This is a genomic window from Rubripirellula reticaptiva (genome assembly GCF_007860175.1).
GTDB classification, from domain to species: domain Bacteria; phylum Planctomycetota; class Planctomycetia; order Pirellulales; family Pirellulaceae; genus Rubripirellula; species Rubripirellula reticaptiva.
The window spans coordinates 105,700-129,486 of the sequence record NZ_SJPX01000005.1; the positions used below are offsets into that span (position 1 = coordinate 105,700).

General features: G+C 56.3%; 20 protein-coding genes. 4 read left to right on the plus strand and 16 right to left on the minus strand.

The window, feature by feature from the left end:
* Positions 1–97: 97 nt before the first annotated feature.
* The 12 genes from Poly59_RS21560 to Poly59_RS21615 all read right to left on the minus strand — a co-directional run bounded on the left by Poly59_RS21560 (position 98) and on the right by Poly59_RS21615 (position 12,368).
* Entirely contained in the window at positions 98–1,057 is a 960-nt protein-coding gene (locus Poly59_RS21560; protein WP_390621526.1) for an RluA family pseudouridine synthase, read from the minus strand.
* Positions 1,058–1,187: 130 nt separating this feature from the next.
* On the minus strand, positions 1,188–2,051 hold the full coding sequence (locus Poly59_RS21565) for a YfgM family protein (protein WP_146536197.1): 864 nt from the start codon (positions 2,049–2,051) through the stop codon (positions 1,188–1,190).
* A gap of 178 nt (positions 2,052–2,229) precedes the next feature.
* A complete protein-coding gene (locus tag Poly59_RS21570) occupies positions 2,230–2,592 on the minus strand; it encodes a DUF2237 family protein (protein WP_146536198.1) in 363 nt (120 codons plus the stop codon).
* Positions 2,593–2,769: 177 nt separating this feature from the next.
* Positions 2,770–2,997 (minus strand): hypothetical protein, encoded by a 228-nt coding sequence (locus Poly59_RS21575; protein WP_146536199.1) that lies wholly within the window; start codon positions 2,995–2,997, stop codon positions 2,770–2,772.
* Between the two features lie 200 nt (positions 2,998–3,197).
* Entirely contained in the window at positions 3,198–4,421 is a 1,224-nt protein-coding gene (locus tag Poly59_RS21580; RefSeq protein WP_146536200.1) for a DUF1559 domain-containing protein, read from the minus strand.
* A 599-nt stretch (positions 4,422–5,020) separates the two neighbouring features.
* Positions 5,021–5,242, minus strand: a complete 222-nt coding sequence (locus tag Poly59_RS21585; protein WP_146536201.1) for a hypothetical protein — start codon at positions 5,240–5,242, stop codon at positions 5,021–5,023.
* A 275-nt stretch (positions 5,243–5,517) separates the two neighbouring features.
* Positions 5,518–6,741, minus strand: coding sequence for a DUF1559 domain-containing protein (locus tag Poly59_RS21590; protein ID WP_146536202.1), 1,224 nt, complete (start codon positions 6,739–6,741; stop codon positions 5,518–5,520).
* A 378-nt stretch (positions 6,742–7,119) separates the two neighbouring features.
* Positions 7,120–7,515, minus strand: coding sequence for a GxxExxY protein (locus Poly59_RS21595; protein WP_146536203.1), 396 nt, complete (start codon positions 7,513–7,515; stop codon positions 7,120–7,122).
* Positions 7,516–7,664: 149 nt separating this feature from the next.
* Positions 7,665–8,516 (minus strand): RluA family pseudouridine synthase, encoded by an 852-nt coding sequence (locus tag Poly59_RS21600; RefSeq protein WP_146536204.1) that lies wholly within the window; start codon positions 8,514–8,516, stop codon positions 7,665–7,667.
* A 141-nt stretch (positions 8,517–8,657) separates the two neighbouring features.
* A complete protein-coding gene (locus Poly59_RS21605; protein ID WP_146536205.1) occupies positions 8,658–9,890 on the minus strand; it encodes a GIY-YIG nuclease family protein in 1,233 nt (410 codons plus the stop codon).
* A gap of 41 nt (positions 9,891–9,931) precedes the next feature.
* Positions 9,932–10,300, minus strand: coding sequence for a 4a-hydroxytetrahydrobiopterin dehydratase (locus Poly59_RS21610; RefSeq protein ID WP_146536206.1), 369 nt, complete (start codon positions 10,298–10,300; stop codon positions 9,932–9,934).
* Positions 10,301–10,313: 13 nt separating this feature from the next.
* A complete protein-coding gene (locus tag Poly59_RS21615; RefSeq protein WP_146536207.1) occupies positions 10,314–12,368 on the minus strand; it encodes a S46 family peptidase in 2,055 nt (684 codons plus the stop codon).
* A 354-nt stretch (positions 12,369–12,722) separates the two neighbouring features.
* On the opposite strand from Poly59_RS21615, the gene Poly59_RS21620 reads away from it, so the two are divergent.
* The 3 genes from Poly59_RS21620 (at position 12,723) to Poly59_RS21630 (ending at position 15,917) form a co-directional block, all read left to right on the plus strand.
* Positions 12,723–13,715, plus strand: coding sequence for a glycosyltransferase family 9 protein (locus Poly59_RS21620; RefSeq protein ID WP_146536208.1), 993 nt, complete (start codon positions 12,723–12,725; stop codon positions 13,713–13,715).
* Between the two features lie 111 nt (positions 13,716–13,826).
* Entirely contained in the window at positions 13,827–14,390 is a 564-nt protein-coding gene (locus Poly59_RS21625) for a putative molybdenum carrier protein (protein WP_246151843.1), read from the plus strand.
* Positions 14,391–14,666: 276 nt separating this feature from the next.
* Positions 14,667–15,917, plus strand: a complete 1,251-nt coding sequence (locus Poly59_RS21630) for a hypothetical protein (protein ID WP_146536209.1) — start codon at positions 14,667–14,669, stop codon at positions 15,915–15,917.
* 103 nt (positions 15,918–16,020) lie between these two features.
* On the opposite strand, the gene rpmA is transcribed toward Poly59_RS21630, so the two are convergent.
* The 4 genes from rpmA to Poly59_RS21650 form a co-directional block, all read right to left on the minus strand.
* On the minus strand, positions 16,021–16,287 hold the full coding sequence (rpmA, locus tag Poly59_RS21635; RefSeq protein ID WP_146536210.1) for a 50S ribosomal protein L27: 267 nt from the start codon (positions 16,285–16,287) through the stop codon (positions 16,021–16,023).
* A 131-nt stretch (positions 16,288–16,418) separates the two neighbouring features.
* Complete coding sequence (locus Poly59_RS21640) at positions 16,419–19,181, minus strand: WD40 repeat domain-containing protein (protein ID WP_146536211.1); 2,763 nt, start codon at positions 19,179–19,181, stop codon at positions 16,419–16,421.
* Between the two features lie 67 nt (positions 19,182–19,248).
* A complete protein-coding gene (locus Poly59_RS21645) occupies positions 19,249–21,498 on the minus strand; it encodes a DUF1549 domain-containing protein (protein ID WP_146536212.1) in 2,250 nt (749 codons plus the stop codon).
* Between the two features lie 49 nt (positions 21,499–21,547).
* Entirely contained in the window at positions 21,548–22,924 is a 1,377-nt protein-coding gene (locus tag Poly59_RS21650; protein WP_146536213.1) for a DUF1501 domain-containing protein, read from the minus strand.
* Between the two features lie 112 nt (positions 22,925–23,036).
* Here Poly59_RS21650 and Poly59_RS21655 point away from each other — a divergent pair, with 112 nt between their 5' ends.
* The gene (locus tag Poly59_RS21655; RefSeq protein ID WP_146536214.1) at positions 23,037–23,783 is read left to right on the plus strand and encodes an AraC family transcriptional regulator; all 747 of its coding nucleotides are present in this window, start codon (positions 23,037–23,039) and stop codon (positions 23,781–23,783) included.
* Positions 23,784–23,787 lie beyond the last annotated feature (4 nt).

Below are 23,787 nucleotides of genomic sequence, written 5' to 3' on the forward strand. Positions count from 1 at the left end.
GACGCAGCAGCGGCCGAAGAGGGTTACGTCCGCCCCTCCCGCACGCAGGAGGTTGATTTTGAGCGTGTGAACGCTGGCGGAAGTTTCGAACGTTTCGCTACGGCAGCAGGTCGATGACGCGCTGCAAATCTTCGGGAATCGGCGCTTCGAATGTCATCCGCTTTCCGGTTTGCGGATTCGTGATGGTCAGCTTTCGGGCATGCAGCGCCTGCCGATCCAGCACCACACTGGTGTCAGACTCGTCACGCTTGCCGCTGGTCAACGATGAAATGCTGACGACGCTGTGACCGCCGTACAGTTTGTCGCACAAAATGGGACAACGAATATGAGCTAAATGGACTCGCAATTGGTGTGTCCGACCCGTTTTCGGCAACAAGCGAACTTGCGTGAATCGACCGTGTCGCGAAATCACTTCGTAAAACGTTGACGCAGGCTTACTGGTCATATGATTGGCCCGGACCGCCATTTTGTCGCGCTGGTACGGGTGCCGGCCAATCGGCGCATCAATCACGTCGCGATCCCGATCCAATGGTGCATTGGTGATCGCGAAATATTCTTTTTCAGTCGATCGGTCAGCGAACTGATCGGACAAATGCACGTGAACCGCATTGGTTTTCGCGATCACGATCACGCCCGATGTGTCTCGGTCGAGACGGTGAACGATGCCGGGACGAGTTGGCCCGCCGACGTCGGATAGCGACTGGAACCGATACGCCAGAGCGCTCGTCAGCGTACCGCTCCAGTGTCCGCGAGCCGGATGGCAGACCATACCGGGTGGCTTGTTGACGACGACCATGCCGTCGTCTTCGTACAGCACATCCAGCGGGATATTCTCGGGCACGGTATCGTCGGTCGCCAATGGCGGAACCCGAAAACGAATCTGTTGCCCGTGTTTCAATTTCAAGCTAGGCCGACAAATCTTGCCGTCCACTTCGGCGCCATCGTCTTGAACCGCCGCACGAATTTGAGTCCGGCTATATCCGTCGCAGCTTTGCGACAGGAACAAGTCAACGCGATCGCCATCGGAAGATTCCGGCACCACAAAGTCACGATACACCGCTTCGGCGATCATCACCTCGCCGTCGATGTCGTCCCCTGATTCATCATCAGCAGGAACGTCGGGCGCATCGTGTTTCAGTTCGGCTTCCGTGCGATCATGGTTTCGCGGCGAGTCATCGCCGCGTCGGTTACTCGGCACTAGCTGTTTCAGCCTTCGAATCTTCTTTGACTTCTTCGCCCTTGGCTTCATCAGCCGTTTCGCTAGCTTCTTCCTTGACACCCGTTTCGGCGCCGTCGTCGGCTGGCAATTCCAGGCCTTCATCCGATTCCATGACGGTTGAGTTTTCTCCACCGGGCAGATTCAGATCGGGCAAATCCAAGTCCGGCAGATCGGGTAGCGACGCACTGCCGGGAAGCGACGGCGGCAAAGAGGGATCGGACGGCGAGAAATCTTGATCGGCAAACCAAGCCAGGAAACTCTTTGTCCCTGGCTTTCCGAGAGCCGCGATGCGTTCTTCGGCCTTTTCGGTCATTTCATCGGATTCACCGACGGCGATGGTTTCTTTGTACTGTGCGATTGCTTCATCCAGTTCGCCAAGCGATTCGTGTGCACGCGCCAAACCGAAGTGACCACGCGAAATCAACAATGGGTCCGTAGCGCCGACCAACGCGTTTTCGTACGCTTTCTTGGCGTCGCCCAGCAACGTGACTGCGTTGTCACGGTCGGCGAACAACGCGTCCACGCCTTCGGTCAAAAACTGGTTGGCTTGATAGAGCTTCGCCCATTCGGAAGCCAACGTGCCAGGGAACTTCTCACTGACGCCGGCCAGGATTTCTGTATCGTTGCTGTTCATCGCTTCGATCAATTCGAACGTCGAATAGCTGCGTTTGCTGGTTTGTTCCCCGTTGTAAAGCATCCAGGCCAATCCAGCTACAATCAGCCCGCCGATCACGACGGCAATCACCTTGGAATGCGGCTCGATGACTTTGTTGATGCGATCTAGGTAAATCGCCAAGTCGTTTTGTTGCAGTTCGTGACGTCGATCGTTCATGATCTTCCGTGGACTTCGATCAGATGGGCAAACGGGTGTTTCAAGCCCGGAAGTATAGAAATGCCATGAGTTTAGCGTCAAGACGGAAGACGCTGATGTAGCGTCACGAATTGAGTTTTTAGGCGTTAAGAATGACGTTTTGGTAAAGCTTGCCATTTTTTCCCGCAAGCCACCGTCGCTATTTCTCGACTGCCTTTTCCTGCAACTCTTCCAAACTGGCCCATTCGAGGGTCGATATGTGACAAGCCTCGAGCACCACTTGGGGCGCCGCATCAGCGTCGTAGGCTTCACGCCAGCGGGCCGCACACAAACACCATCGATCGCCTGGTTTCAGGCCAGGAAATCGATAGACCGGCATCGGTGTGCTCAGATCATTGCCTCGCGATTTGCTGAATTCCAAAAACTCGGCCGTCACCTGGCAGCAAACCGTGTGCAACCCAGCGTCGTCGCCGCCGGTATTACAACAACCATCGCGATAAAACCCAGTCATCGGATCAGTGCTACATGACTCGAGTTCGGTGCCCAATACGTTTTTTGCCATGGTGATCGCGTGCAACTCGGTGAGGACATTGGAAAGCGATGATTGTAGCAAATCAAACGTCGGCCTACCAAAACGGCAAGAATAGCCATGCGGAAGTCGAACTCGCTGAGCGGTTCGACGGCGATTCAACAACTCTTTCCCGCAGGATCTCTTCACGCGGAATCGTAGCGGCGTCTTTCACTTTCCGCCGGCAGCCTTCGGATTGATCGGATCCACTGGTTCCGCGTCTTCACCGCCAGATTCCTCCATCGACGATTGCGAACTCTCGAGATTTGCCATGGCCGCTTCGTAGGCTTTGATCGCGTCCATATCCGCGTCACCTGTGACCGTTTTGTTAGCGGGCTCGCTGCATCCGGCAATTGCCAACACGCCGCAGAATAGGGAAAGGCGAGTCAAATTTTTCATATCTAGAATTTCTTTATTTGTGCAGTTTCACTGCGGGAACGGTAAAAATCTTTGACCGGTATTATCGAGTCGAAATCCGAGGTCAATTTAAGAATTTGTTAAAGAGGCACGCGGACCACTTCGATTGGACTCGCACAACCATCCCAGCCTGACCTTCTTTCCGAAGATCAGACCGTCATTTTTTCAGCTCGACTGACGCCCTAGAACTCTTCGATCGTTTCCGAACTTGCTCGAGTTCCCAAAGCGCCCCAAAGACCATACGGACTCGCACTGCCTGGTGACGCTGCGCCGTTACCATTAAGCCACACGTTCGAAGCGGTCTGATCGCCAGCTTCGATCGAATCGGTGATGAACTTGACGGCACCGTCACCCATCAAGACGTGGCATCCGCCTTGGTGATGGCTGGACATGGTCGCGATCAATGTGGTGCCCAATGTATTGTAAGGACCACAGATCTCGCGGTTCGGAGGCAGAATGTTTGTGACTCCACTGAAGAACGGACCATTGTCGGCCCAGCGGTAACCTCGCCCAAATGAGGCACGCGATTGCATCTTGTACTGCGCTTGCCAAAAACGAGGGCGTAACGGATCAACCAGGGGCTGGCATCGCGATGGGTTGTTGCGAATGTTGCCCAGCGAGATACCAGGGGCACTGGAGTTCGGTGCAGACTCAGTAACCTGACCTCGAATGCTGTTGTCGCCTAGATCGGTGACGATTTCACCCATTGCAACCGTGTTCGATAAACCATCCAGGCAATCGCGAAACTTCGCATCTTGTTGTGGCATGAAGAACCCACGGTGAGCCGCTCTGGCTTGATTGCTGGTGCCAGTTGTCACGACACGTCGGTTATTGGCGTTGCCCCAATACAAACTCCAACACGAATCCCCGAGTCCGGCGGCATAGTTGGTTCTTCCCAAGGCAGGCAGGCCAAAACCGGGATCGCTTGGGCATCGAAAAGCGGTAACATCAGTGGTCCAGGGAATGTACTGGATCTGGTCAGGGGTTGGCCCCATCGCTGGCCAAGGGTTGGTAGTCGTACCGACAGCCGCACCAGTGTTGCCGTCTGTTCGAACTGAGCTAGGATTCGAAATTTGCTCCCAAAGTGCTTGCTGTTCTAGATACGGCAGCGTCGGCACCAACATGCTCAATCGAATGCGATTGCCAGCGGAAGACGCCTGAAACCACAGACCATTATCGCCGGGATTGGTTCCAGTTCCGTGTGTCGGAAGCTGCTTGAACGCCGAGTGATAGTTGTGAATTGCCAAGCCGATCTGCTTGAAATTATTGCTGCAGCTCATGCGTCGAGCCGCTTCGCGGGCTGCTTGAACGGCCGGCAACAACAGCCCGACCAATACTCCGATGATCGCGATCACCACCAGAAGCTCAACAAGCGTGAACCCCCGCTTACTCTTGTGAATCTTCATCCATCTGTCTCCATTAGAACGAGAAAATCAATACATCTCCCAAGACACCCCCGCCGCAAATAACGGCGACCGAGAACCCCTTGCGTGACAACGATGGCGATTGTTACGCCTAAGAGCGGGGGATACAAGAACGATTCGCGACACCAGGCAAACGATTTGCGACGCCATTGCAAATCCAAGCCGGGCTTCCATCCATAAGCCTAACGGTTCGGCGGCATAGATGCGAAAAGATAATCCGGCGCTGGCCGAAGCACGCAGAGAATGTTCAGTGCAACGACACCTTAGCGGAATGGTTCGTGAACCGATCAACGCCCAGCTTTTATGAAAAGCGCAGGCTGCAGAAACAAGCCTACGCTCATTGAACCTGCTGAAACATGAATCGCAAGTTTCTCCGGTCGCAAGCTCCCCTAAACCTACTCCACGAATGCTAGCCCCCAAACCCTACCGCGTTAAAAAGATCAAACGAATTTTTTGGAACGCGAAGGAAATGCTTAGAGAAGACGAGTCGGCGTGCTGGCCCGCATCACGATGCGGAATCAACACGCCGGCCCATCGGAAGATTTCTTCGCCAAGAACAGAGTCGTTTCACCAAGAGACGCTTACTTTGCGTCTTTGCCAGTATTTGGTTTGATCGGATCGACCGCCTCTTTATCCTCGCCACCTGGCTTCTCCATCGAGGATTGTGAGTTCGAAAGCGCCGCCATGCTGGCTTCGTACGCTTTGATCGCGTCCATGTCCGCGTTACCGGTAACGGTCTTGTTAGCAGGTTCGCCGCAACCAGCCATCGTTAACGCAAAACAAAACAGTGAAAGGCAAGTCATGTTTTTCATCTTCGGAATCTCTTTTTCGGGGAGGTGCCGTAACATTTGAAGCAACGCATCGCAGGCCTAGCGGGCTAGACCTGCGCAACCATTTCCGCGTGACAAAATGAGAGTCAGACGGATTCTTTTTTCAGCTCGCCTGAAAACCTGATAGTCCGAGTCAGCTTGGTTTTCGGGTAGGGCCAGTTCCCAACGGCCGAGCGAATCAACGGATTGGCCGGTGGGAACCGGCCCTACTTTGATCCGCCTACCTGAACTTGAGTTGACTCGGACCGCTAGAACTCTTCACTAATCGTTTCTTTGTTGGCTCGAGTCCCCAGAGCTCCCCAAAGTCCGTAGGGGCTCGCGCTGCCCGGTGACGCTGCACCTGTGCCGTTGACCCACACGCTTGGAGCGGTCTGATTGCCAGCTTCGATCGAGTCGGTGACGAACTTGACAGCACCATCTCCCATCAAGACATGGCATCCGCCTTGGTGGTGGCTAGACATGGTCGCGATCAATGTGGTGCCCAACGTATTGTACGGACCACAGATCTCGCGGTTCGGAGGAAGAATGTTTGTGACTCCACTGAAGAACGGACCATTGTCGGCCCAGCGAAAACCTCTTGCGAATGCGGCGCGTGACTGCATCTTGTATTGGGCTTGCCAAAAACGAGGACGCAACGGATCAATCAACGGCAGACATCGCGATGGATTGTTGCGAATGTTGCCGAGTGAAATACCAGGGGCACTCGAATTCGGTGCAGACTCTGTGACCTGAGTTCGGCTGCTGTTGTCGCCAAGGTCGGTCAAGATTTCACCCATTGCAATCGTGTTGGACAAGCCGTCCAAGACGTCGCGAAATTTCGCGTTTTGCTGAGGCTGAAAGAAGCCGCGGTGAGTGGCTCGGGCCATCGCGGAGGTGGCCGCAGTTACAACTCGCACGTTGTTGGCATTGCCAAAGTACAGTTGCCAACACGAATCGCCGAGCCCGGCCGCGTAGTTGGTTCGCCCGAGTGCAGGCAGACCAAAACCGGGATCGCTTGGGCAGCGGAACGCAGTAATATCCGTGGTCCAAGGAATGTACTGGATCTGATCAGGTGTCGGTCCCATCGCTGGCCAGGGATTGGCTACCGTACCAACGGCCGCGGCAGTGTCACCGTCCGTACGCACCGAGCTAGGATTCGAAATCTGTTCCCAAAGCGCTTGCTGTTCTAGGAACGGCAGCGCCGGCACCAACATGCTCAAACGGACTCGGTTGGCGGTATCGGACGGATTAAAGTAGACACCCACGTTGGGATTGGTACCTGTACCGTGAGCCGGCAGCTGCTTGAAGCCCGAGTGATAGTTGTGAATTGCCAAGCCAATTTGCTTGAAATTATTACTACAACTCATCCGACGAGCCGCTTCGCGGGCTGCTTGAACGGCGGGCAACAATAGCCCAACTAACACTCCGATGATTGCAATCACTACTAAAAGTTCAACAAGCGTGAACCCTCGCTGTATACCACGATTCCGCATCTATCCATCTCCGTGGAAACGAGACCAATAAAAACTTGCCTACAGGACACCCCGCCGAAGACAACGGCGACGAAAAAATCCCTGCGGACAATCGATAATTTTGGAGCTGCGAGTTACGGCATACAAGAATAATTTGCGTCGTCAAGACTCATTTTCGCGACAATTTCGCAAGCGAGAAACGACCGAAAAAACAGCACAAAGACCCTACCGCAGGCGTGTACACGCTGCAACGCCACCCGCCGTGCCCCTACCCCTTAGGCCGGCAAACGCAACCCGACCACGAGAGCCCCCTCGAATGAGATTCCACCCTCAAAAAGCAACCCAAATCACCCTCAAATTTCCGAATGCCGTGCACAAAGAAGGCCGAATCCCCTTGCCTTATTCAGTTACTTTGGGGCCTTGGTACTTGTTAACGATTCGGTGGAAGCCGTCGACTAGTCTTGCTTCGTGGAAGCTTGAAAGCAGTCCGACGCTTAGTTTCATAAGTCGGAGACGAGAAAGAGCTTCAGCTTTGTCGATCGCGTGAATGGCTGCTTTGGCTTTCGGCTCGACAACAACAAGTTCGTTGACCAGCAAATCGGCTCGAAAGGCACAGGGATCATGCAAGTCGTAGTCGAGTGCAACGGGCTTTTTTTCAACCAACTTGAACCCTCGCTTACGAAGCTCATATGCAAGGCAACAACGATAGACCGTTTCCAAAAGTCCTGGCCCGAGTCGCCGATACACCTCGATCGCCGCACCTATGATCGCCTGTGTCAGTTCATTTTCACTGATCGCTTTCGCCTACCTCTTGTCGTTTGCTCTTCGCGATTCAGCGGCATGCACACGTTGCGCTAAAAAAACTCCTGTCTGTTTATTAAAACGCGAAGGGCGGAGGAGCGAAGAATCGCGGAGACAGAGAAAGAAGAAGAACAAAATGGCGCCTAGAGTTCCATGCCGTCTGGTAGCGGGGCGGTGAAAGTGACGCGTTGGTTGGTGGTGGGATGCGTCAGGGTTAGGCTTGATGCGTGCAGGCACAGGCGACTGATCGGGTTGGTCGTCGCGCCGTATTTGGCGTCGCCTGCGATCGGGTGACCGATGGCCGACATCTGTGCGCGGATTTGGTTCTTCTTGCCAGTTTTCAATTTGACGCGAACCAGCGTGTGAGCTTCGCGGCGCTCGAGCGATTGATACGATAGTGACGCTTTCACGCCGCCCCGATCGGGCGAATCTGACGCGTGGACAAGCAAGCGCTCGTCTTCGGATAAAAAGTGAGTGAGGTCCGCGTGGTCCGGGTCCGGCGTGCCTTCGACGAGGGCGTGATAGAACTTCTCGGACTTGCCCCAGTTGTCTTTGATCTTCTTTTGCACAAGCTCGCTCTTGGCCAGCAACAGAACACCCGACGTGTATAGATCCAAACGCTGGACAATGAAGCAGCGTTGGCGTTGTTCGGCCAAAGCTTGATTGACAATCGACTCGACCGTCAACTTACGCTCGTGCTTGTTACCAACCGTCAACAGTCCGTTGGGCTTGTTGAGTACAAAGATACTGTCGTCTTCGAACAGAACATCAAAGGGCAGCGACCGCGCGACCGGCGCTCGCTCTTTGCGAATCTCAACCAAGTCGTTTGGGGCAACCGGGGCGTCATGCTGAGTCGACGAGACACCGTTGATGTGAACCAAACCACTACGCAAAATCTCTTTCACGCGAGTTCGCTTCGTGTCACTGAGCGAGGCAACTAGATGAGCCAGCAAACCGGTCGGCTGCTTGGGACTGGGCAACCGTCGAATGGACATGGTTTTCTCGTGGAGCGAACAAACGAACGGATGAATCAAGTCGGTAAGAGCGAGATTCGAAGAGGCGAGTCAGGATTGTACTTGCCTGCGGGACTTTCACGAGAGCGGCCGTGTCGTTAGGTTCTCGCCATTCGATAACAACTAGACCACGACTCGTTTCCCAGTCCACTTGCCGGGTCCTTTCTTGCCGTCCCACGCTGCGTGGGGGGCGAAGGTTCGTTGGTCTAGCTCGTCGCGATTTTTACGGAACCATGATGCGACTAGCGACAGAGTATGGGGATGCGCGCCGTGGCCTCGATCGAGTTGGCTGGCTGTCATTGATGCCCACGACTTCATCTTGTCTTGAATCGCGTCGTATTCGGACGCGTTTCTTGGCGCAGCGATGCAGTCGGCGATTTCGCCGCTGTGGATCAAGTACCACGTGCCGCAGCCGTCGTGGCCGGGCACGGCATAGATGAACGTGAATCGGCGACGGGCTTGGCTGAGCAATTTCAGTTTGCGATCGATGTACTCGAGCGACTTGATCGTCTCGCGAGCCCGACCGGCCAGTTCGTACTGGTGATTCGCGGCGGCCGTTTCCATTTGCTGCTGGACGATGTCGAGCGGTTCGTGATTAAACCCATCCAGAAAACTCTCGGCCGCGCTGACGCGTTGGTCGTACGCCGCTCGTGAACAGGCCGCAGCACATGGTCCCAAGCACGTACCTATTTCGAGTCGTAGACAACCGGGACGATGATCCAAATCGAACAACTGCAATTGATCGGCGAACTGAAACGTTTGCTTCTGGCCACAGTCGCGGAGCTTGAAGACTTTGTTTAGCGTTTCCACGACCGCGTTCATTCGTGCGGCGCCGTAGAACGGGCCTTCGACGGCAATACAGTCCTCGGACGTTAATTGTTTCAGCGTCTTCGCTTTTGACGGACGCGAGATCGTGAAGAACGTCGCCGGATTCTTGCCCAGACAAAGGTAAACCGGCCGTTGACGCTTCGGCACTCCTTGAACGTTCCAGCGAGGCTCGAAACGGCGGATCAGTTGTTGCTCGCGAACTAGCGCCGCAAACTCACTCGGCTGCGACTCCCACTGGATCGCCCGCGCACTCTCGATGATCCGGCCGCCCTTTTCCTGCGAATTCGAGGCGGCAAAATAACTGAGCAATCGCGATCGCAGCGACTTGCTTTTGCCGACGTAGATCAGGTTGCCTTTGCGGTCCAGCATCCCGTAGACACCGGGCACACGAGGACACGACTGGATCACCTTCGCTTTCAATCCATCGATGCTGGCGTCGCCAACGGCGTCAACGGAGCGTGGCGGATGAGGGCTAAGCGGATCCGGACCAAAGCCGAAAATTGGCTGATCGCCAAAGAGTGCATCCATGCGAATTTTCGTCCTGTGATATTGTTAGGCCGCCGACCAGCCTAGGCCGTTGTACTCGAATCGCCGAGCAATTGGTTGATCTTCGCGGCGACAATGAAATCATTCTCGCTCAATCCGCCAATCGCGTGAGTCGTCATGTCGATGCGAACGTGACGGTATCCGGTCAGATGCAGATCCGGATGATGCTGTTCCGCTTCGGCCACGTCAGCGATGCTTTGCAACAACTTCATCGCTTTAACGAAGTTGCCACAGTTGACTTTACGAAAGATCGCCTTGCCTTCGTCGTCGAGCGTCCAGCCCGGCGTCGCCGCCAAGAACCCGACCGCTGAATCGCGATCGATCTTAGGCACGCCGCCTTCGCAAGGGACGCATCTTTTTTGGACCAGCGAATCAGTGGTGGGGTTTGTCATCGGGTTTCCTTTTCTACTTTCCGATTTGATCGGCAAGTTCCTTGGCGTTGTAGATCGATCTTAGCGCTTCCAAGATTCCAATGCCGGAAACGCTGACCGCCCTACCCTGCTTGTCGCTGTAGACATAGTCGCTGGTCAGGCTTTGGATGTTACCGTCAAAGATCAATCCCACCAACTCGCCAGCGCGATTGACGACCGGCGAACCGCTGTTCCCACCAATGATGTCGGCGGTACAAACGAAGTTCAATTGAGTGTCCAAATCAACGGAGTCCTTGGCCTTCATCCACGACGGCGGCAAGTCCATGTCGGCTTGTCCTTCGTGATCGGCCGCATGTTGATACGCACCGGCGAAGTTCGTGAACGGATCAATTTGCTTGCCGTCTTCTTCATATCCTTTGACCGTTCCGAACGCCAAACGCAGCGTAAACGTCGCGTCGGGGTATCCGCCGGTACCTTCGATCGCCGAGGTTGCACGAGTGATCTTCGCATAAGCTTGTCGTTCGCGTTCTTCGACTTCTTCGTTTCGTTTGCGAATGCGGCGGTACTCGTCTTCTAGTTTTCTGGCCAACACGATCATGGCATCGTCGCTGACCAAGACACGGTCGAGTCCGCCGTCGATCAATTCTTGGCGAACGTCGACATCAAACAGCTTCGTTTCGCTGACCAAAGCCGCCGCTCGTTCACGCGGCCCCAGCCCCGCCAATATTTCGACGACCAGACGATCGTCGGCACCGCGATGTTCGATCATCCGCGCTAGCTCGTCCGCCAATTTGACTTGTTCCAAGTCTGCGTAGATCGGCGCTGTGCTGAGCAGTTCTTGCAGCAACGATTCGCGTGACGAGTCCGTGTATCCTCGCAGCCGTTCTTCGTTCGGCTTGCGATCTTCGGCCGCCAGCAACGTGATCTGTTGTGCCAGATCGAACAGCGTGCTACGCAGCGACGCCGACTCGGTCAGCAGCTCTTTCTTTTCGGCCTGGATCGCTTCGATTGCCTTCCATGCAGAGGCGAGTTCCTGCAGTTCGGGGTTCTCCGAAATCTGTTGCAGAATTCGGTCCTCGCGGCCGCGTTTGGTCGCCATCGTTGCCGGATCTTGCAAACCCGCCAACATGCCGGTGTAAGCCTTGCGAGCGTTCTGGATTCCGAACAACTCGTCGCGAGCACGCCGGGTGGCTTCTTTGCCCTCGAGCCCAAACTGCTGCATCAAGATTTCTTTGCGGCGCAAGTAATCCAACACATACGGAATTCGGCTGTCACGCAGAAACTCGAGCGCCGCGACCGTGAAGATTCGCTGTGTCCGGCCCGGGTTACCGCTGACGAACACAAGCTCGCCATCGGAAAGCGGCTCGCGATTCCAGCTTAGAAAGTGTTCCAGTTTGGCCGGCTTGCCGTCTTCGTAGACGCGCATGATCGTCGCGTCGACGTTGTAGCGAGGGTATTCAAAGTTGTCCGCGTCGCCGCCAAAGAAAGCAGCCGCGGTTTCCGGTGCCCAAACCAAACGGACGTCGGTGTACTTTTTGTAACGATACAAGTGATAGCGAGCTCCGCCGAACAACGTGATCACGTCGCTGCGCAAGCCCGTCTTTTCAGTCGATTCGCTTTCGACCTTTGCGATCGCTGCACGGCGCTGGGCCGCAGAGTCTTCGGCCGATGCGTTTTCTTTGACTTCGGCATTGATGCGATCGGTGACGTCTTCGATCGAAACCAATTGGTTCAATTCCAGATCGGGCGTTTTCAGTTCGTCGGCTTGGGTCGCGGCCAAAAATCCGTCATCGATCAAGTTGCGATCGGCTGACGACAACTTATGCAGCGTATCACTGGCGACGTGATGGTTGGTCAGAACCAACCCGTCGGACGAAATAAACGATCCGCTGCCACCGCTGTTGAAGCGAACCGAACTGAGCCGCAGGTGGTCGGCCCACTCGGCCGTCGGCTCGAAACCGTGACGTTCCTTTAGCGTTTTGGTGGGCAGATCGTTGAACAAGTACATCCCCTCGTCACCCGAAAGATCCGGCGACAAGGACGCAAACGCGAGATTGAACATAAGCAAACAGGCAAAGATGCGAGACATGAGAAACGGCGGGGTTGGCGGGAGTGCGGCTTTGACAATCGGAATTAGCGACCGTGAAATCGCATGAGACCAGAGGTTAGACGACTAGTTTAGAGAACTCTGGGCGACCGCGCGGACAAGCGTATTTTGCCCCGCTGGGCTAATCATGCCAAGCGAGAAACCCAGACCCCGCAAACTGCCTATTCCTCCCGTCGGCTAAGGAGCGAAGTTCTAGGTTCGTGTACGACCAAAGCCATATTCTCTCTTTCCTACGGTCCGGATTTGTTCGTACAGTCGCAGCCAGAAACACATTTTCAGCCGCGAAGGATCGCAGTGATGGAAACGACAGGCGCACCACGGATTCTGATTTCACGCATGAGCGCAATCGGAGACTCGATTTTGACTTTGCCGGTCGCCTGTGCGATCCGCGAGAACTTTCCGGACGCCTTCATCGGCTGGGTGATCGAAAAGAAAGCGGCGCCGATGGTTCGCGGTCACCAAGCGCTTGACGCTGTGATCGAACTGGAACGCGGTTGGTTCACTTCGCCCAAACGGATGAGAGAAACTCGATCGACGCTTCGGCCCTATAACTTTGAGATTTCGATCGACTGCCAAGGACTGACAAAATCAGCGCTGGCCGGATACTTGTCGGGCGCAAAACGCCGCATCGGCTTTGCCGGCAAACATGGGGGCGAAATCAGCCGGGTGCTCAACAACATCAAGATCCCTCCGGTGTTTTCGCACATCACCGACCGATCGCTCGAGCTGCTGATTCCGCTGGATATTCATTCGCCCAAGGTACAATGGAAACTGCCGCTGTCGCCAGCGTCGCGAACCTGGGCGGCACGTTGGCGCCGAACGATTCCAGCCACTCGGCTGGCCGTGCTGAATCCCGGTGCGACCTGGGCATCAAAAGCCTGGGAACCCGACCGGTTCGGACAAACTGCAAAATACGCAGCTGATAAGTTTGGCTACCGCAGCGTGGTCGTTTGGGGCACGTTCGAAGAACGCTTGATGGCCGAACAAATCGTTGCCCACTCGGGCGGCGCCGCGACGCTTGCACCCGATACGGACCTGCATCACTTGGGTGCGCTAATCGAGCAAGCGGACTTGTTTATCAGCGGCGACACCGGCCCGCTGCACATTGCGGTCGCGGTTGGGACCGACACGATTGGTTTGTACGGCGCCACTCGGCCGGGCGATTCTGGCCCGTATGGCCAGTTTGCGTTGCAAAATGCCTACGAGAGCGGCTCGCGAACCCATCGCCGAGCGGCTGACAACACGGCCATGCGAGCAATCAGCACAGCGGACGTCTGCGAGGCGATCGATCAAATCGAAGCCAAGCGAGCGATCATGACGGCGGCCTGACCGACTCGCACTGAACGGGACACTCTGCCCTCGCCGCCCATCGAGCTTGCGAATCGGTGTATCTTTGAACCGACAGGGGAAATTTGCACTGATCCATCCCGAGTACTCGACGTGCCCAGACTCAACCACAACGATGCCATTGGCGATCGATATGACGGCGAGCTATTCAGTGATCCACCACTGAGTGATCCAGACGGGCAGAAAGTCGATTCGCCGTTCCGTCCTGACCGGATTGTTTCGGGTGGCCAAACAGGGATCGATCGCGCGGGACTGGACGTTGCCATCGACCTGGGGATTGAACACGGCGGTTGGTGCCCCAAGGGACGCTTGGCCGAAGACGGCACCGTGCCGGCAAAGTACCAACTGACCGAGTACTCGTCGCCGAAGTACTCCGCTCGGACGGCGCAAAACGTGATCGACAGCGACGCGACACTGATTCTGTATGAACGCAAACTGATCGGCGGCACATTGCTGACCGCTCGACTTTGCAAGCGGCACAAGCGACCGTGTTTCTTGATCCAAATGGATGCCGAAGGTCCGCAGGAAGCGATCGTTTGGCTTTCCGAACTGCGACCGGCAACGCTAAACATCGCTGGCCCACGCGAATCGACGTCGCCTGGGATTGCTGGTCGGGCGCGACCGCTGTTGTTGGAAATGCTCTCACAGCCTGTGTAACCGAACCGTTCATTGGCTTTCGGCACACCTTTCCAACGCAGAAGAGCAAGCCTGGGCAGTAAAGTCGCCGATAGCTTTTCTGTCCCCGCAGCCCAAACAAGTAGCCTGAACGGAATAGGCCACCCCATGCTTATTTGGTGCGTCGTTGTCATCGCGACCGCCGTGGGAACTCCCGCCAACAAACCTCAATCGCCGGCGTCGGATCCACGAATCCGGCGCCGGCCCTCATCGCGGCCACGGACGTTCCGCGCTTGACCAACCAGGATTTCACGGACCATGATTCACCAAATTTGTCGACGGCTTCGCCGAGTCGCTCTGGCCGCGTTGTTAACTGCAACCGCATCGGCTGCCTCCAACGACCATGCCGATGCTGGTGTTTTCACCTTTGCCCATGACTTTGGTGACCCGGGCGAAATTGGACAGGTCGAGGACCTCGTGCAGGTTCCTGCGTTGATCGAGACCGCCAAGTCGGTTGTGCTGAGTTCACAAGCGAGCGTGCCGATACAATCGCTGGCGTCACAATCACTGGCGTCACAATCACTGGCGTCACAGCAGCCGATCGAGGAAGAAGAGGAACTGTGCGGGTGGGCCGATTCGGATGACATGCACGTCGGGGTAGCGACGCACGACTCCTGTCCGATGCCGCCTCGATCCGAGGTGGCGGCATCACGTCACACGCCATCGCCAGCGATCACGACATCGGCGCTAGCGGCGACGGCAATCGCAGCGACAGGAGTCCAGGTGCAACAGTTTGTCGAGCCCTTCGCGATGGTTGAGCCGTACTTGGAAGACTCGCTAGCCAGTGTCGAGAGACTGCAGTCCTGGTACAGCGGTCTGGTCGCCAAAGCCGAGGCTCAAGCCCAAGCCCAGCAGGCTCGCGAGCGAGATGCGGCCGTCCGATCGGCGATCGCCGAAATCGCCCGCGCTGAACCGATTGACGTCAAGGGATTCGAACCGCCAGCGATCAATAGCACCGCAGTCGCTTCCATCGAAGTCACACGACTGGATCCGTTGGTCGGCGGCTCAGCTTTCATCGCCACGATCGAAGAAGAGTACATGGCGTACGATTGGTCGAAGCGTGACATGAAGTTGTGGTCCGCACTGCCGACCGTGACCCGGCCGTTCTGCATTCGTTCGCAAAGCGATCTGACGGTCAACGCGATGATGGAAAAGGCGTTCCAAGATGAATCCGCCCGAACGTCGCTCGCTTCGACGATCAAGTCGTCGCCCGAATGCCTGCTGGGCGAAGTGACGGACCGTGTCGACTCGCTAGTCAGTGCATGGTCGATTCAACAGCTCGCAAAGCCTACGTCGATCGGCAAAGCGATTGCCGTGGCCTTCACGTCAACCAAACAGGCGACCCAAGCAACGATCCAAGCGATCGCACTGCGGTTGCCAAAGACCGACGAAGGCCCCAGCGAAACAGGCAATAAGCTGCTGGCCCGAGCTGGTTTGGATGCACCAAGCGAAGAACCAGCCGACGAATCGATCGCGACGGCTCCGGAATCCGCTAAGCCGCTTCGCTAGCACGGGCGACTGCGAATCGCCGCAGCCCGACTGCAGCAACAAAAAAAAACGCCTCGTGGATTCACGAGGCGTTTTTCGTTGGATTGGGTTCGCAGAGCGAAGACTACACCGCAGCAGCGGCTTCTTCTTTGGCAACCACGTTAATGCGACGACCTTTTTGATCGAACATCACGTTTCCGTCGATCAACGCATAAAGCGTGTAATCGTTGCCTTGGCCGACACCCTTTCCAGGGTGCCACTTGGTGCCAACCTGGCGGATCAGAATGTTACCAGCAATAACGGATTGACCGCCGAACTTCTTGACTCCGCGACGTTGTGCGTTCGAATCGCGACCGTTACGGCTAGAGCCCTGTCCCTTTTTGTGTGCCATGGTGGCGTCCTGTATCGAAAGATTCGTTTGTTTTTGGATCTGAGTCGCGAAGAATAGCGGAGCGGCGGATAATTCTCAAGGGGTTTGGCCAACTGCCCACACACGAAGCCCACGGGTCTCTTGATCCTTCTTTACTCGACCACCTCCACCACGATGGGGTGGGTCGTTACACCACCATCAACGCCGGCGGTCAAGAAAAACTGGCGTTTCCCCAATTTCGCGATCGGATCGGCGGTCACAAAGAAATCTTGCTGCGTCATTCCTGCCGGAACCAGCAGCCCGTTGAGTCCGATGTTGTCGACATAAACGCCGTGGGTCGAGTTCCGCCCGGCCTCTTCTTTGCCAAAGCTGACTTCATTTTTAAAGCCGTCTTTTCGATCCAGGATCACGCGAGCGGGCACGGTTTCGCCTCTTCGCACGGTCAGTGTCCAAGCCGAGTCGGCTATTTCGGTTCGGCCGATCGGCTGGATCGTCGAAATCACTTCCGCTCGGTTGGCAACCTTCAATTTGCCGATTGATCCCACCCGTCGCTCGACGTTTCGCCCGAGCACCTTGGCCGTTGCAACCAAAGTCGGCTCGACCTCGCCGTCCCAACCCTTCGCGGACTCGGGAATCCAAACCATCGCCACCGCTGACTGCTGGCCCTTTTCGATCGTGACAGGAAAGTTCGATACAACTTCCTCCGGCAAACCCTGAATATCGAACTTCACCGGACCATCAAACCCATCGGTGCGGTCGACGTTGATCTGAATTTCACGACCTCCGCCCCGCCGCAGACTCTTGGTGACCGGTTTCACATGAGGCACAAACGCTGGCTGTGCCGCTCTCACTGCCAAGGTGTATCCGTAATCGTCACCGCCTTCCCCGCGAGTGTCGGTGACTTGCACGGTGTATCGCCCATCGGCCGGAGCGGTGAACAGTAACCGACTGCCCGTACCCGCCATCCGCATCGGATCGTCATCGTTTTCGTAGTAGATGTCAAACACGGGCAACCCGTTCGCCAAAGGCTGGTCACCCGGCGCAAGCGGGCGAACGACATAGGCGGGTTCGCCTAACGCATGAGTCGAGTGCGTGGTACCAAAGAATGTCCAGCGATTGCCGCTGTTCGGATAAACATTGAACCCCGAATCGGGACCACGCGGACGCATGAACAAGCGAGTCACTTCTCCGCTGGCGTACAAAAAATCGTTCAAGTTCAGCTCTTCGAAATTGAACATCCGAAAGTCATTGACCTGCGTGCTGTTCTTTCCGCGAAACGTAAAGTACGTGTCGCGAATCGCTTGCAACCGAACTCGCGGAACCCGTTGACCATCGTCGTCAACGATTGCAATAAAGGGATCAATCTTGCCAGCCTTGCCAGTGGCATCCGCATCAATCGCCCAAACTTCGCCCGCCCGAGCATGCCAGCGAAAACGGTCGACTTGACCTGGCAGAGAAATCACGCCGCTGATGCGGGCTCCGCGATCAACGTCGACCACACCCGACTGCGATTTCAATTCGGATTTCGCATCGGACTCGGACACACTGACCAGCTCGCCCAAGTCCATGTACTTTGGCGGAACAGCATGCGGTCCCTCGATCGGCTTCCCATTCGACTTGCCGCTCATTGCTGGCAATTCACGTCGTTCGACAGTGCCGTTCATCATCGAGACAAGGATCGATTTTCCGCCCAAGTCAATCGCCAAATCGCTAGCACCGCTGCCAACCGAATCGATCACTCCCGACGGTGTCCAATCCGACGTGCGGATGCGTTTCAAGTTGCCTGCTTCACTCATCACGACCAGTTCTTTGCCGTCACCGGTCAACGCAAAATTCACAAGCGGTGACTCGTCCACGAAACGAGTTGCGACGATTGGATTGATACGAGGTTTATCGACGGACTTCAATCGCCAAACTCGCAACCGGTTGTCGGCACTGCCTGCCAAGACGTACTTTCCATCGGCAGTAATCTCGACGGTAAAGACTTCACCTTCGGGCTGGCTAAGCGTGTCGAATCGTTGCCCCGTTTTAACGTCCCAGATCTTTACCGTTTCATCCGCACAGGCACTGACCAGCAGATTGCCGTCAGGCGAAAAGACCAAGTCAAAGATGGCACCGTTATGTCCGCTGAACGTTCGGATCGGATCGCCCGTCGCTGCGTTCCACAACACGATCTGGCGGTCATAGCCAGCGGTCGCCACCAGCGTTTCATCAGGCGAAAACACAGCTGCATACAGCACGTCGCTGTGACCGACCATCTCGACCAATCGCTCACCCGTGGCGACCGAATAAATAGCTGCGTCCCCATACGCTCCGGTAACACCCGACGCGATCAAAATCCGTTCGCCATCGCGGCTGAACTCAATCGCATTGACCTTGCCAAAATCGCCGCGGATCGTGTTAACCACTTTGTCGCCGTCGACCAACTCGACCGATCCAAATCGGGCGAGCGCGTGAAGCTTGCTTTTGCCTGACGCCGCGATCGCCGTGATTGGCTTCGCCGCATTTTTATTCGTCGCGATCTTTGGTGTTCGCAAGACTGTTTTGATCGGCATGTCGCCGTCCGGCCCAATCGCACCTTGTTCGATCCAAGCCTCGATCGTCGCCAGTTCGGCTTCGCTGGGCCCCTGTTCGCCATCGGGCGGCATGACTGGTTCCAACTTGCCCGCCGCCATCAAGAACAACCGACTACTCGACGGCACGCCGGCGGTGATCACCGCCCCATTTTCGCCACCCTTCATCATCGCAGCATGCGAATCCATCACCAAGTCACCTTCCGAATCGCCGTCTGCGTGGCAACTGATGCAGTATGTCTGGAAGATTGGTAAGACGTCGCGAACATAATCAACCGGCTCGGCCGCCGAAGTGGCAGCAAGCGAGCAAATGACAAGACAAAGAGATAGAAGATTTCGCATGGTGTTGTCGAATCAGTGGAATCGTGTGACTGGCTGATTGGTGGCTGCCTGATTGGCGAATAGCCAATTAGTGATTGAACGTGAACTCGGTGCTCGTCAGGATGCTCCAGGCAACGTCCTGCAGCGCCGTCGCTCGGTCGTCGCCGTATTCCCTCGTCACTTCCAACAGAGTCACTCGCTCGTCATCAGTCGGCTGCCGGACAAGAGCGCGAGTGAACAACGCGTTAATGATCGCGGCGTCGTCGGCACCGTCCTTGATCTGCTTAGCGATGAAACTGTCGTCGCTGGACAGTTTTTCGTTTATCGTGTTGCCGTTGGACAAGTGCAGCACCTGAACCATGCTGGGCTCGCTGCTGCGTTCACATTCGCACGTGATCTCGCGAGGGTTCCGCCCAAAGGTTTGCAGAAAGTACGAATCGACCGACGAATCGTACAGCTCAATCGCACGCGTTCCCTTGGGATAGAAATCCGTGTCCTGAAAATCGCCACCAGGAAATGCCAAACGCGTGAATGAAGTCACCGTCCCGAGCGTTTGATCGATCGAATCCAGCAGCACCTCGGCAATCATTCGCCGCGGATAATAGCGACTCAAGTACTTTTGTTCGTCGCGGTTTTCGTCCGTCGGCAGGCTGCTGCGTTGGTAAGTCTCGCTCGCCAAGATCGACCGCATCAATTCCTTCAAATCGAAATCTGCTTCGGCCAGATGCTTCGCCGCCGCCGCCAACAGGGACTCGTTCGACGCCGGATTGCTGGCGCGAAGATCGTCGACTTGTTCCACTAGACCGCGACCAAAAAAGTTCGCCCAAATTCGATTGGTGATCGAACGCGCGAAGTACGGATTGTCAGGATCCGTCATCCAAGCAGCCAAAGCTTCTCGCCGGTCGCTAGGATCATCGATCGCCAGAACATCAGCATCCAGCGGCGCAGGCGGTTGCGGTTTCCCCGTTTTGGGTTGAATCAAATCGCCCACGGTTGAAACGTACAACGTGCGAACGCCATCGCCATTGCGACCGTCGCCGCCCCAACCTTTCGCGTGGACGCGGGCGAACAGGTTCGCCATCGCGTAGTACTGATCGTTGGTCCATTTTTCGAGTGGGTGATTGTGACACTTAGCACAACCGATCGACAAACCCATGAACGCTTGGCAAGCACTTTCGGTCATTTCTTCCGGCGATTGATTCAGTGCATAGAAGTTTGTCGCTCCGTTCTGGTCACTCTTGCCCTTCGCCGTCAAAATCTCGCGAACGGTTTCGTCCCAAGGTTGGTTCTTGCGGACCGCCTCGTGTAGCCACTGGTAATACGACTTGACCGCAATCGGCCGTAGCCGTGTGCCATTGATCACTAGCACGTCCGACCACTTGTACGCCCAATAGTCGACGTAGTCTTCGCCAGCCAACAGGCGATCGACCAAACGCGAGCGACGATTGCGAACATCGTCGGCAAAGAACGCTTCCCGCTCGGCATCGGTCGGCAATCGGCCAATCGTGTCGACCGTCGCACGACGCAGGTATGTACTATCGTCACACCGCGGCGACGGTCTCAGGTGCAATGTCTTGAGCTGCGTCAGATTCAGCTCGTCAATGAAGTTCGACCGCGGCGCGTCGTCGTAGACATCGGCAGGGACGTCGTACGGATACGGAACCGTCATTCGGGCCAACGCCACCTTGCTGCCGAACCAGACCAGAACCGCCCCTTCGCCGCTGCCGCGGACCGAAGCCGTTCCGCCACTATCGACGCTGGCGACGGCTTCATCGGTCGCGGTGAACTGAGCCCAACGAGTCACGTCACGCTGGGAGCCATCGTTGTAGTGCCCCATCACGGTGATTGTGGAGGTGTCGCCCGGTGATAACAACGCGTTTTCCGGCGATACAGTGATTCGCGTCAGCCTTGCGTCATCGTCCGCGGGTGCATCCGCACCGTCGGCGATCCAGCGAGCGATCGTCTCGTAGTCTTGCGAACCGGCTTCCAAGCGGATGCCACCTTTGTGTGGCAATGCCCCGGTTGGCTTGGCGAGCACCAACGAACGCCCAGGATCCGAAATCTCAATCCGCCGTCCACGTGATTGACGTGCAATCGCGGCAAAATCAGCTTCGCTATCGTAACCTTTCAGCGACAGACGAAACCCGCCCTTGCCCGCCAGCGCACCATGACAAGCGCCCATGTTGCAACCGTTTTTGGTCAAAATATTTTGCACGTCATTGCGAAAGCTGATCGGTTTTGCGTCCTCGGCGTTCGCAATGCCGCAGCAAGCAGTGCCATTAACAAAAACGTACGAAACAGCAACAAACAGAATGGTGGTGATGCGATGCATGAACATGAAAAGGCTTCGTTATTAAATCAGGCGGGACTGCACGATCGAACAGCAGCTATGCGAATAGTTCTTTAATTTCTCGGACACCGAAATCCACTAACGGGAACGGCCGTCCACCGGGCCCCGGCATCTCAGCGTGCAAGTCCAAGCCCAGACTCTTGAAGATCGTCGCGATGATCTCGCCTGGACTCGTAGGCCGATCCACCGGCACCGCGCCGATCGGATCGCTAGCCCCGATCGCTCGGCCGCCCTGCACTCCGCCGCCCGCAAATGTGCAACTGAAACACTGAGGCCAGTGATCTCGGCCGCCTGCCGGATTAACCTTCGGCGTCCGACCAAACTCTGCCAGTCCGCAAACCATCGTATCGCCAAGCAACCCACGTTGATCCAGATCCTCGATCAGCGCCGAGTACCCTTGGTCGTACATCGGCGCAACGATGTTCTTCATGCCGTCAATGGTCGTGAACGGTTTGCTGCCGTGGATGTCCCAGGTGATTTCGCCAAAGACGGTCAAGAACGTGTTGATCGTCACGAAACGAACACCAGCCTCGACCAATCGCCGCGACAACAAACAGCACTGACCAAATCGGTTCATGCCATAGCGTTCACGCACCGCCGTCGACTCCTTCGTCAAATCGAATGCCTCGCGAGCCTGCGGACTGTTCATCAACCGATACGCGGCTTCGAAGTTCTTGTCCAGCATCTTGGCCGACTCGGTCGCTTCCAATTCGGCCATGCGACTTTCGATCGCCGCTCGCATCCGCCGGCGCCGATCAATGCGAACGTCGCCGAGCGTTTGCGGCGGCAACAGGTCGGGCACTTTGAAGTTGGGTTGGCTGGGGTCCGCCATCAACGCGAACGGATCATAAGCTTTGCCCAAGAAACCGCCCGATTGTCCGTTGGGCAAATTCCCGCCGCCGCGGCCCATCGTTTCAGGCAACACGACATGAGCGGGCAAGTCGCTGCGGCGGCCCTTCATGTACTGCAGCACCGCACCGGCGTGAGGATAGTTGACGCCGCCGGTGAACTGCCGGCCGGTCTGCAGCATCTGCCAACCGGCATCGTGAACCGCCGCCGCAGTGTGATAACACGAACGAACGATCGAGAACTTGTCGGCCACCTCGGCATGACCGGGCAAGATCTCGCTGACTTGAAAATCACCGCGAGTCGAAATTGGCTTGAATGGGCCACGCACTTCCGCCGGCGCTTCGGGCTTCATGTCGAACGTGTCCAACTGACTCGGCGCGCCCAAGTTGAAGATCATGATGCAGGACCGCTTATCCTTGGACGGATCGACGATGCCTCGTTCAGCCGCGGCCAAGAACTCAGGCAGCCCCAATCCGATCGCACCCAACGTGCCGATTTGTAAAAAATCACGGCGTTTGGTGCCGTTACAGGTGTGAGAAGTGCCGCGGGACGTCAAATTGAGCATCGATGGGGACCAGATCGCGATGGAAGAATCATTGCCACTGAAGGACTCTATCGTACACCGTTCCGCTGGTACCCGATTGCAATGATCGCGCACCTTCTTGTACAAATCACGCATGACGACAGAGACAAACCTGCTTCGCGACCGCTTTTTCGCTTCGCTGGCCGATGCCGCCTCGCTGCTGAGGCTATTTGACTTTGTGCCGGACGTTTTCGTGTATGTCAAAAACAAGGACGGTCAGTTCGTCGCCGGCAACCAACCGTGGCTAGAGATGCGTGGTGTTGCGTCGATTGACGAAATCGCGGGTAAAACCGACCTCGAACTGCACCCGCTCTATTGGGCTCGGCAATACCAACAGGAAGACCAGCGGGTGATCCAATCGGGGCAAGAATTGCCCGACCAAGTTTGGCTGGTGCCGTCAGGACAGGGAAAACTGAGCACGTTCATCAGCACAAAAATCCCGCTTCGTGGCGTTTCGGGTGAAGTCATCGGGATCGCGGGAGTCATGTATTCCACGGACAAAGACGACGCTTCGACGGGTGCATCGAACCCGATTGAACGAGCGACCGCAATTATTGCGGATCGCTTCGACGGGCCGTTGACGGTTGCCGAAATCGCGGCGTCGGTCGGATTGTCGGCCAGCCAACTGAATCGCCGTTTCCGAACCCGCTTCCAGATCCCGCCGTCTGAATACCTGCAGCGGGTCCGGATCCACCAAGCCAGCCGTCTGCTGACTGAAACGGACGCACCGATTAGCAGCGTGGCACTGGAAACCGGATTCTTCGATCAAGCTCACCTGACCCGCACATTCCGACGCTGGATGGGCATGACTCCGACCGATTTCCGCAAATCCGTCCGCTAGGTCT

Bases quoted from the DNA above. Each gene is read 5' to 3' on its own strand.
- Poly59_RS21655 (WP_146536214.1), top strand. From the start codon at position 23,037: ATGACGACAGAGACAAACCTGCTTCGCGACCGCTTTTTCGCTTCGCTG.
- Poly59_RS21650 (WP_146536213.1), bottom strand. From the start codon at position 22,924: ATGCTCAATTTGACGTCCCGCGGCACTTCTCACACCTGTAACGGCACC.
- Poly59_RS21640 (WP_146536211.1), bottom strand. From the start codon at position 19,181: ATGCGAAATCTTCTATCTCTTTGTCTTGTCATTTGCTCGCTTGCTGCC.
- Poly59_RS21565 (WP_146536197.1), bottom strand. From the start codon at position 2,051: ATGAACGATCGACGTCACGAACTGCAACAAAACGACTTGGCGATTTAC.
- Poly59_RS21575 (WP_146536199.1), bottom strand. From the start codon at position 2,997: ATGAAAAATTTGACTCGCCTTTCCCTATTCTGCGGCGTGTTGGCAATT.
- Poly59_RS21600 (WP_146536204.1), bottom strand. From the start codon at position 8,516: ATGTCCATTCGACGGTTGCCCAGTCCCAAGCAGCCGACCGGTTTGCTG.
- Poly59_RS21645 (WP_146536212.1), bottom strand. From the start codon at position 21,498: ATGTTCATGCATCGCATCACCACCATTCTGTTTGTTGCTGTTTCGTAC.
- Poly59_RS21620 (WP_146536208.1), top strand. From the start codon at position 12,723: ATGAGCGCAATCGGAGACTCGATTTTGACTTTGCCGGTCGCCTGTGCG.
- Poly59_RS21605 (WP_146536205.1), bottom strand. From the start codon at position 9,890: ATGGATGCACTCTTTGGCGATCAGCCAATTTTCGGCTTTGGTCCGGAT.
- Poly59_RS21570 (WP_146536198.1), bottom strand. From the start codon at position 2,592: ATGGCAAAAAACGTATTGGGCACCGAACTCGAGTCATGTAGCACTGAT.
- Poly59_RS21610 (WP_146536206.1), bottom strand. From the start codon at position 10,300: ATGACAAACCCCACCACTGATTCGCTGGTCCAAAAAAGATGCGTCCCT.
- rpmA (WP_146536210.1), bottom strand. From the start codon at position 16,287: ATGGCACACAAAAAGGGACAGGGCTCTAGCCGTAACGGTCGCGATTCG.
- Poly59_RS21615 (WP_146536207.1), bottom strand. From the start codon at position 12,368: ATGTCTCGCATCTTTGCCTGTTTGCTTATGTTCAATCTCGCGTTTGCG.
- Poly59_RS21580 (WP_146536200.1), bottom strand. From the start codon at position 4,421: ATGAAGATTCACAAGAGTAAGCGGGGGTTCACGCTTGTTGAGCTTCTG.
- Poly59_RS21590 (WP_146536202.1), bottom strand. From the start codon at position 6,741: ATGCGGAATCGTGGTATACAGCGAGGGTTCACGCTTGTTGAACTTTTA.
- Poly59_RS21630 (WP_146536209.1), top strand. From the start codon at position 14,667: ATGATTCACCAAATTTGTCGACGGCTTCGCCGAGTCGCTCTGGCCGCG.
- Poly59_RS21585 (WP_146536201.1), bottom strand. From the start codon at position 5,242: ATGACTTGCCTTTCACTGTTTTGTTTTGCGTTAACGATGGCTGGTTGC.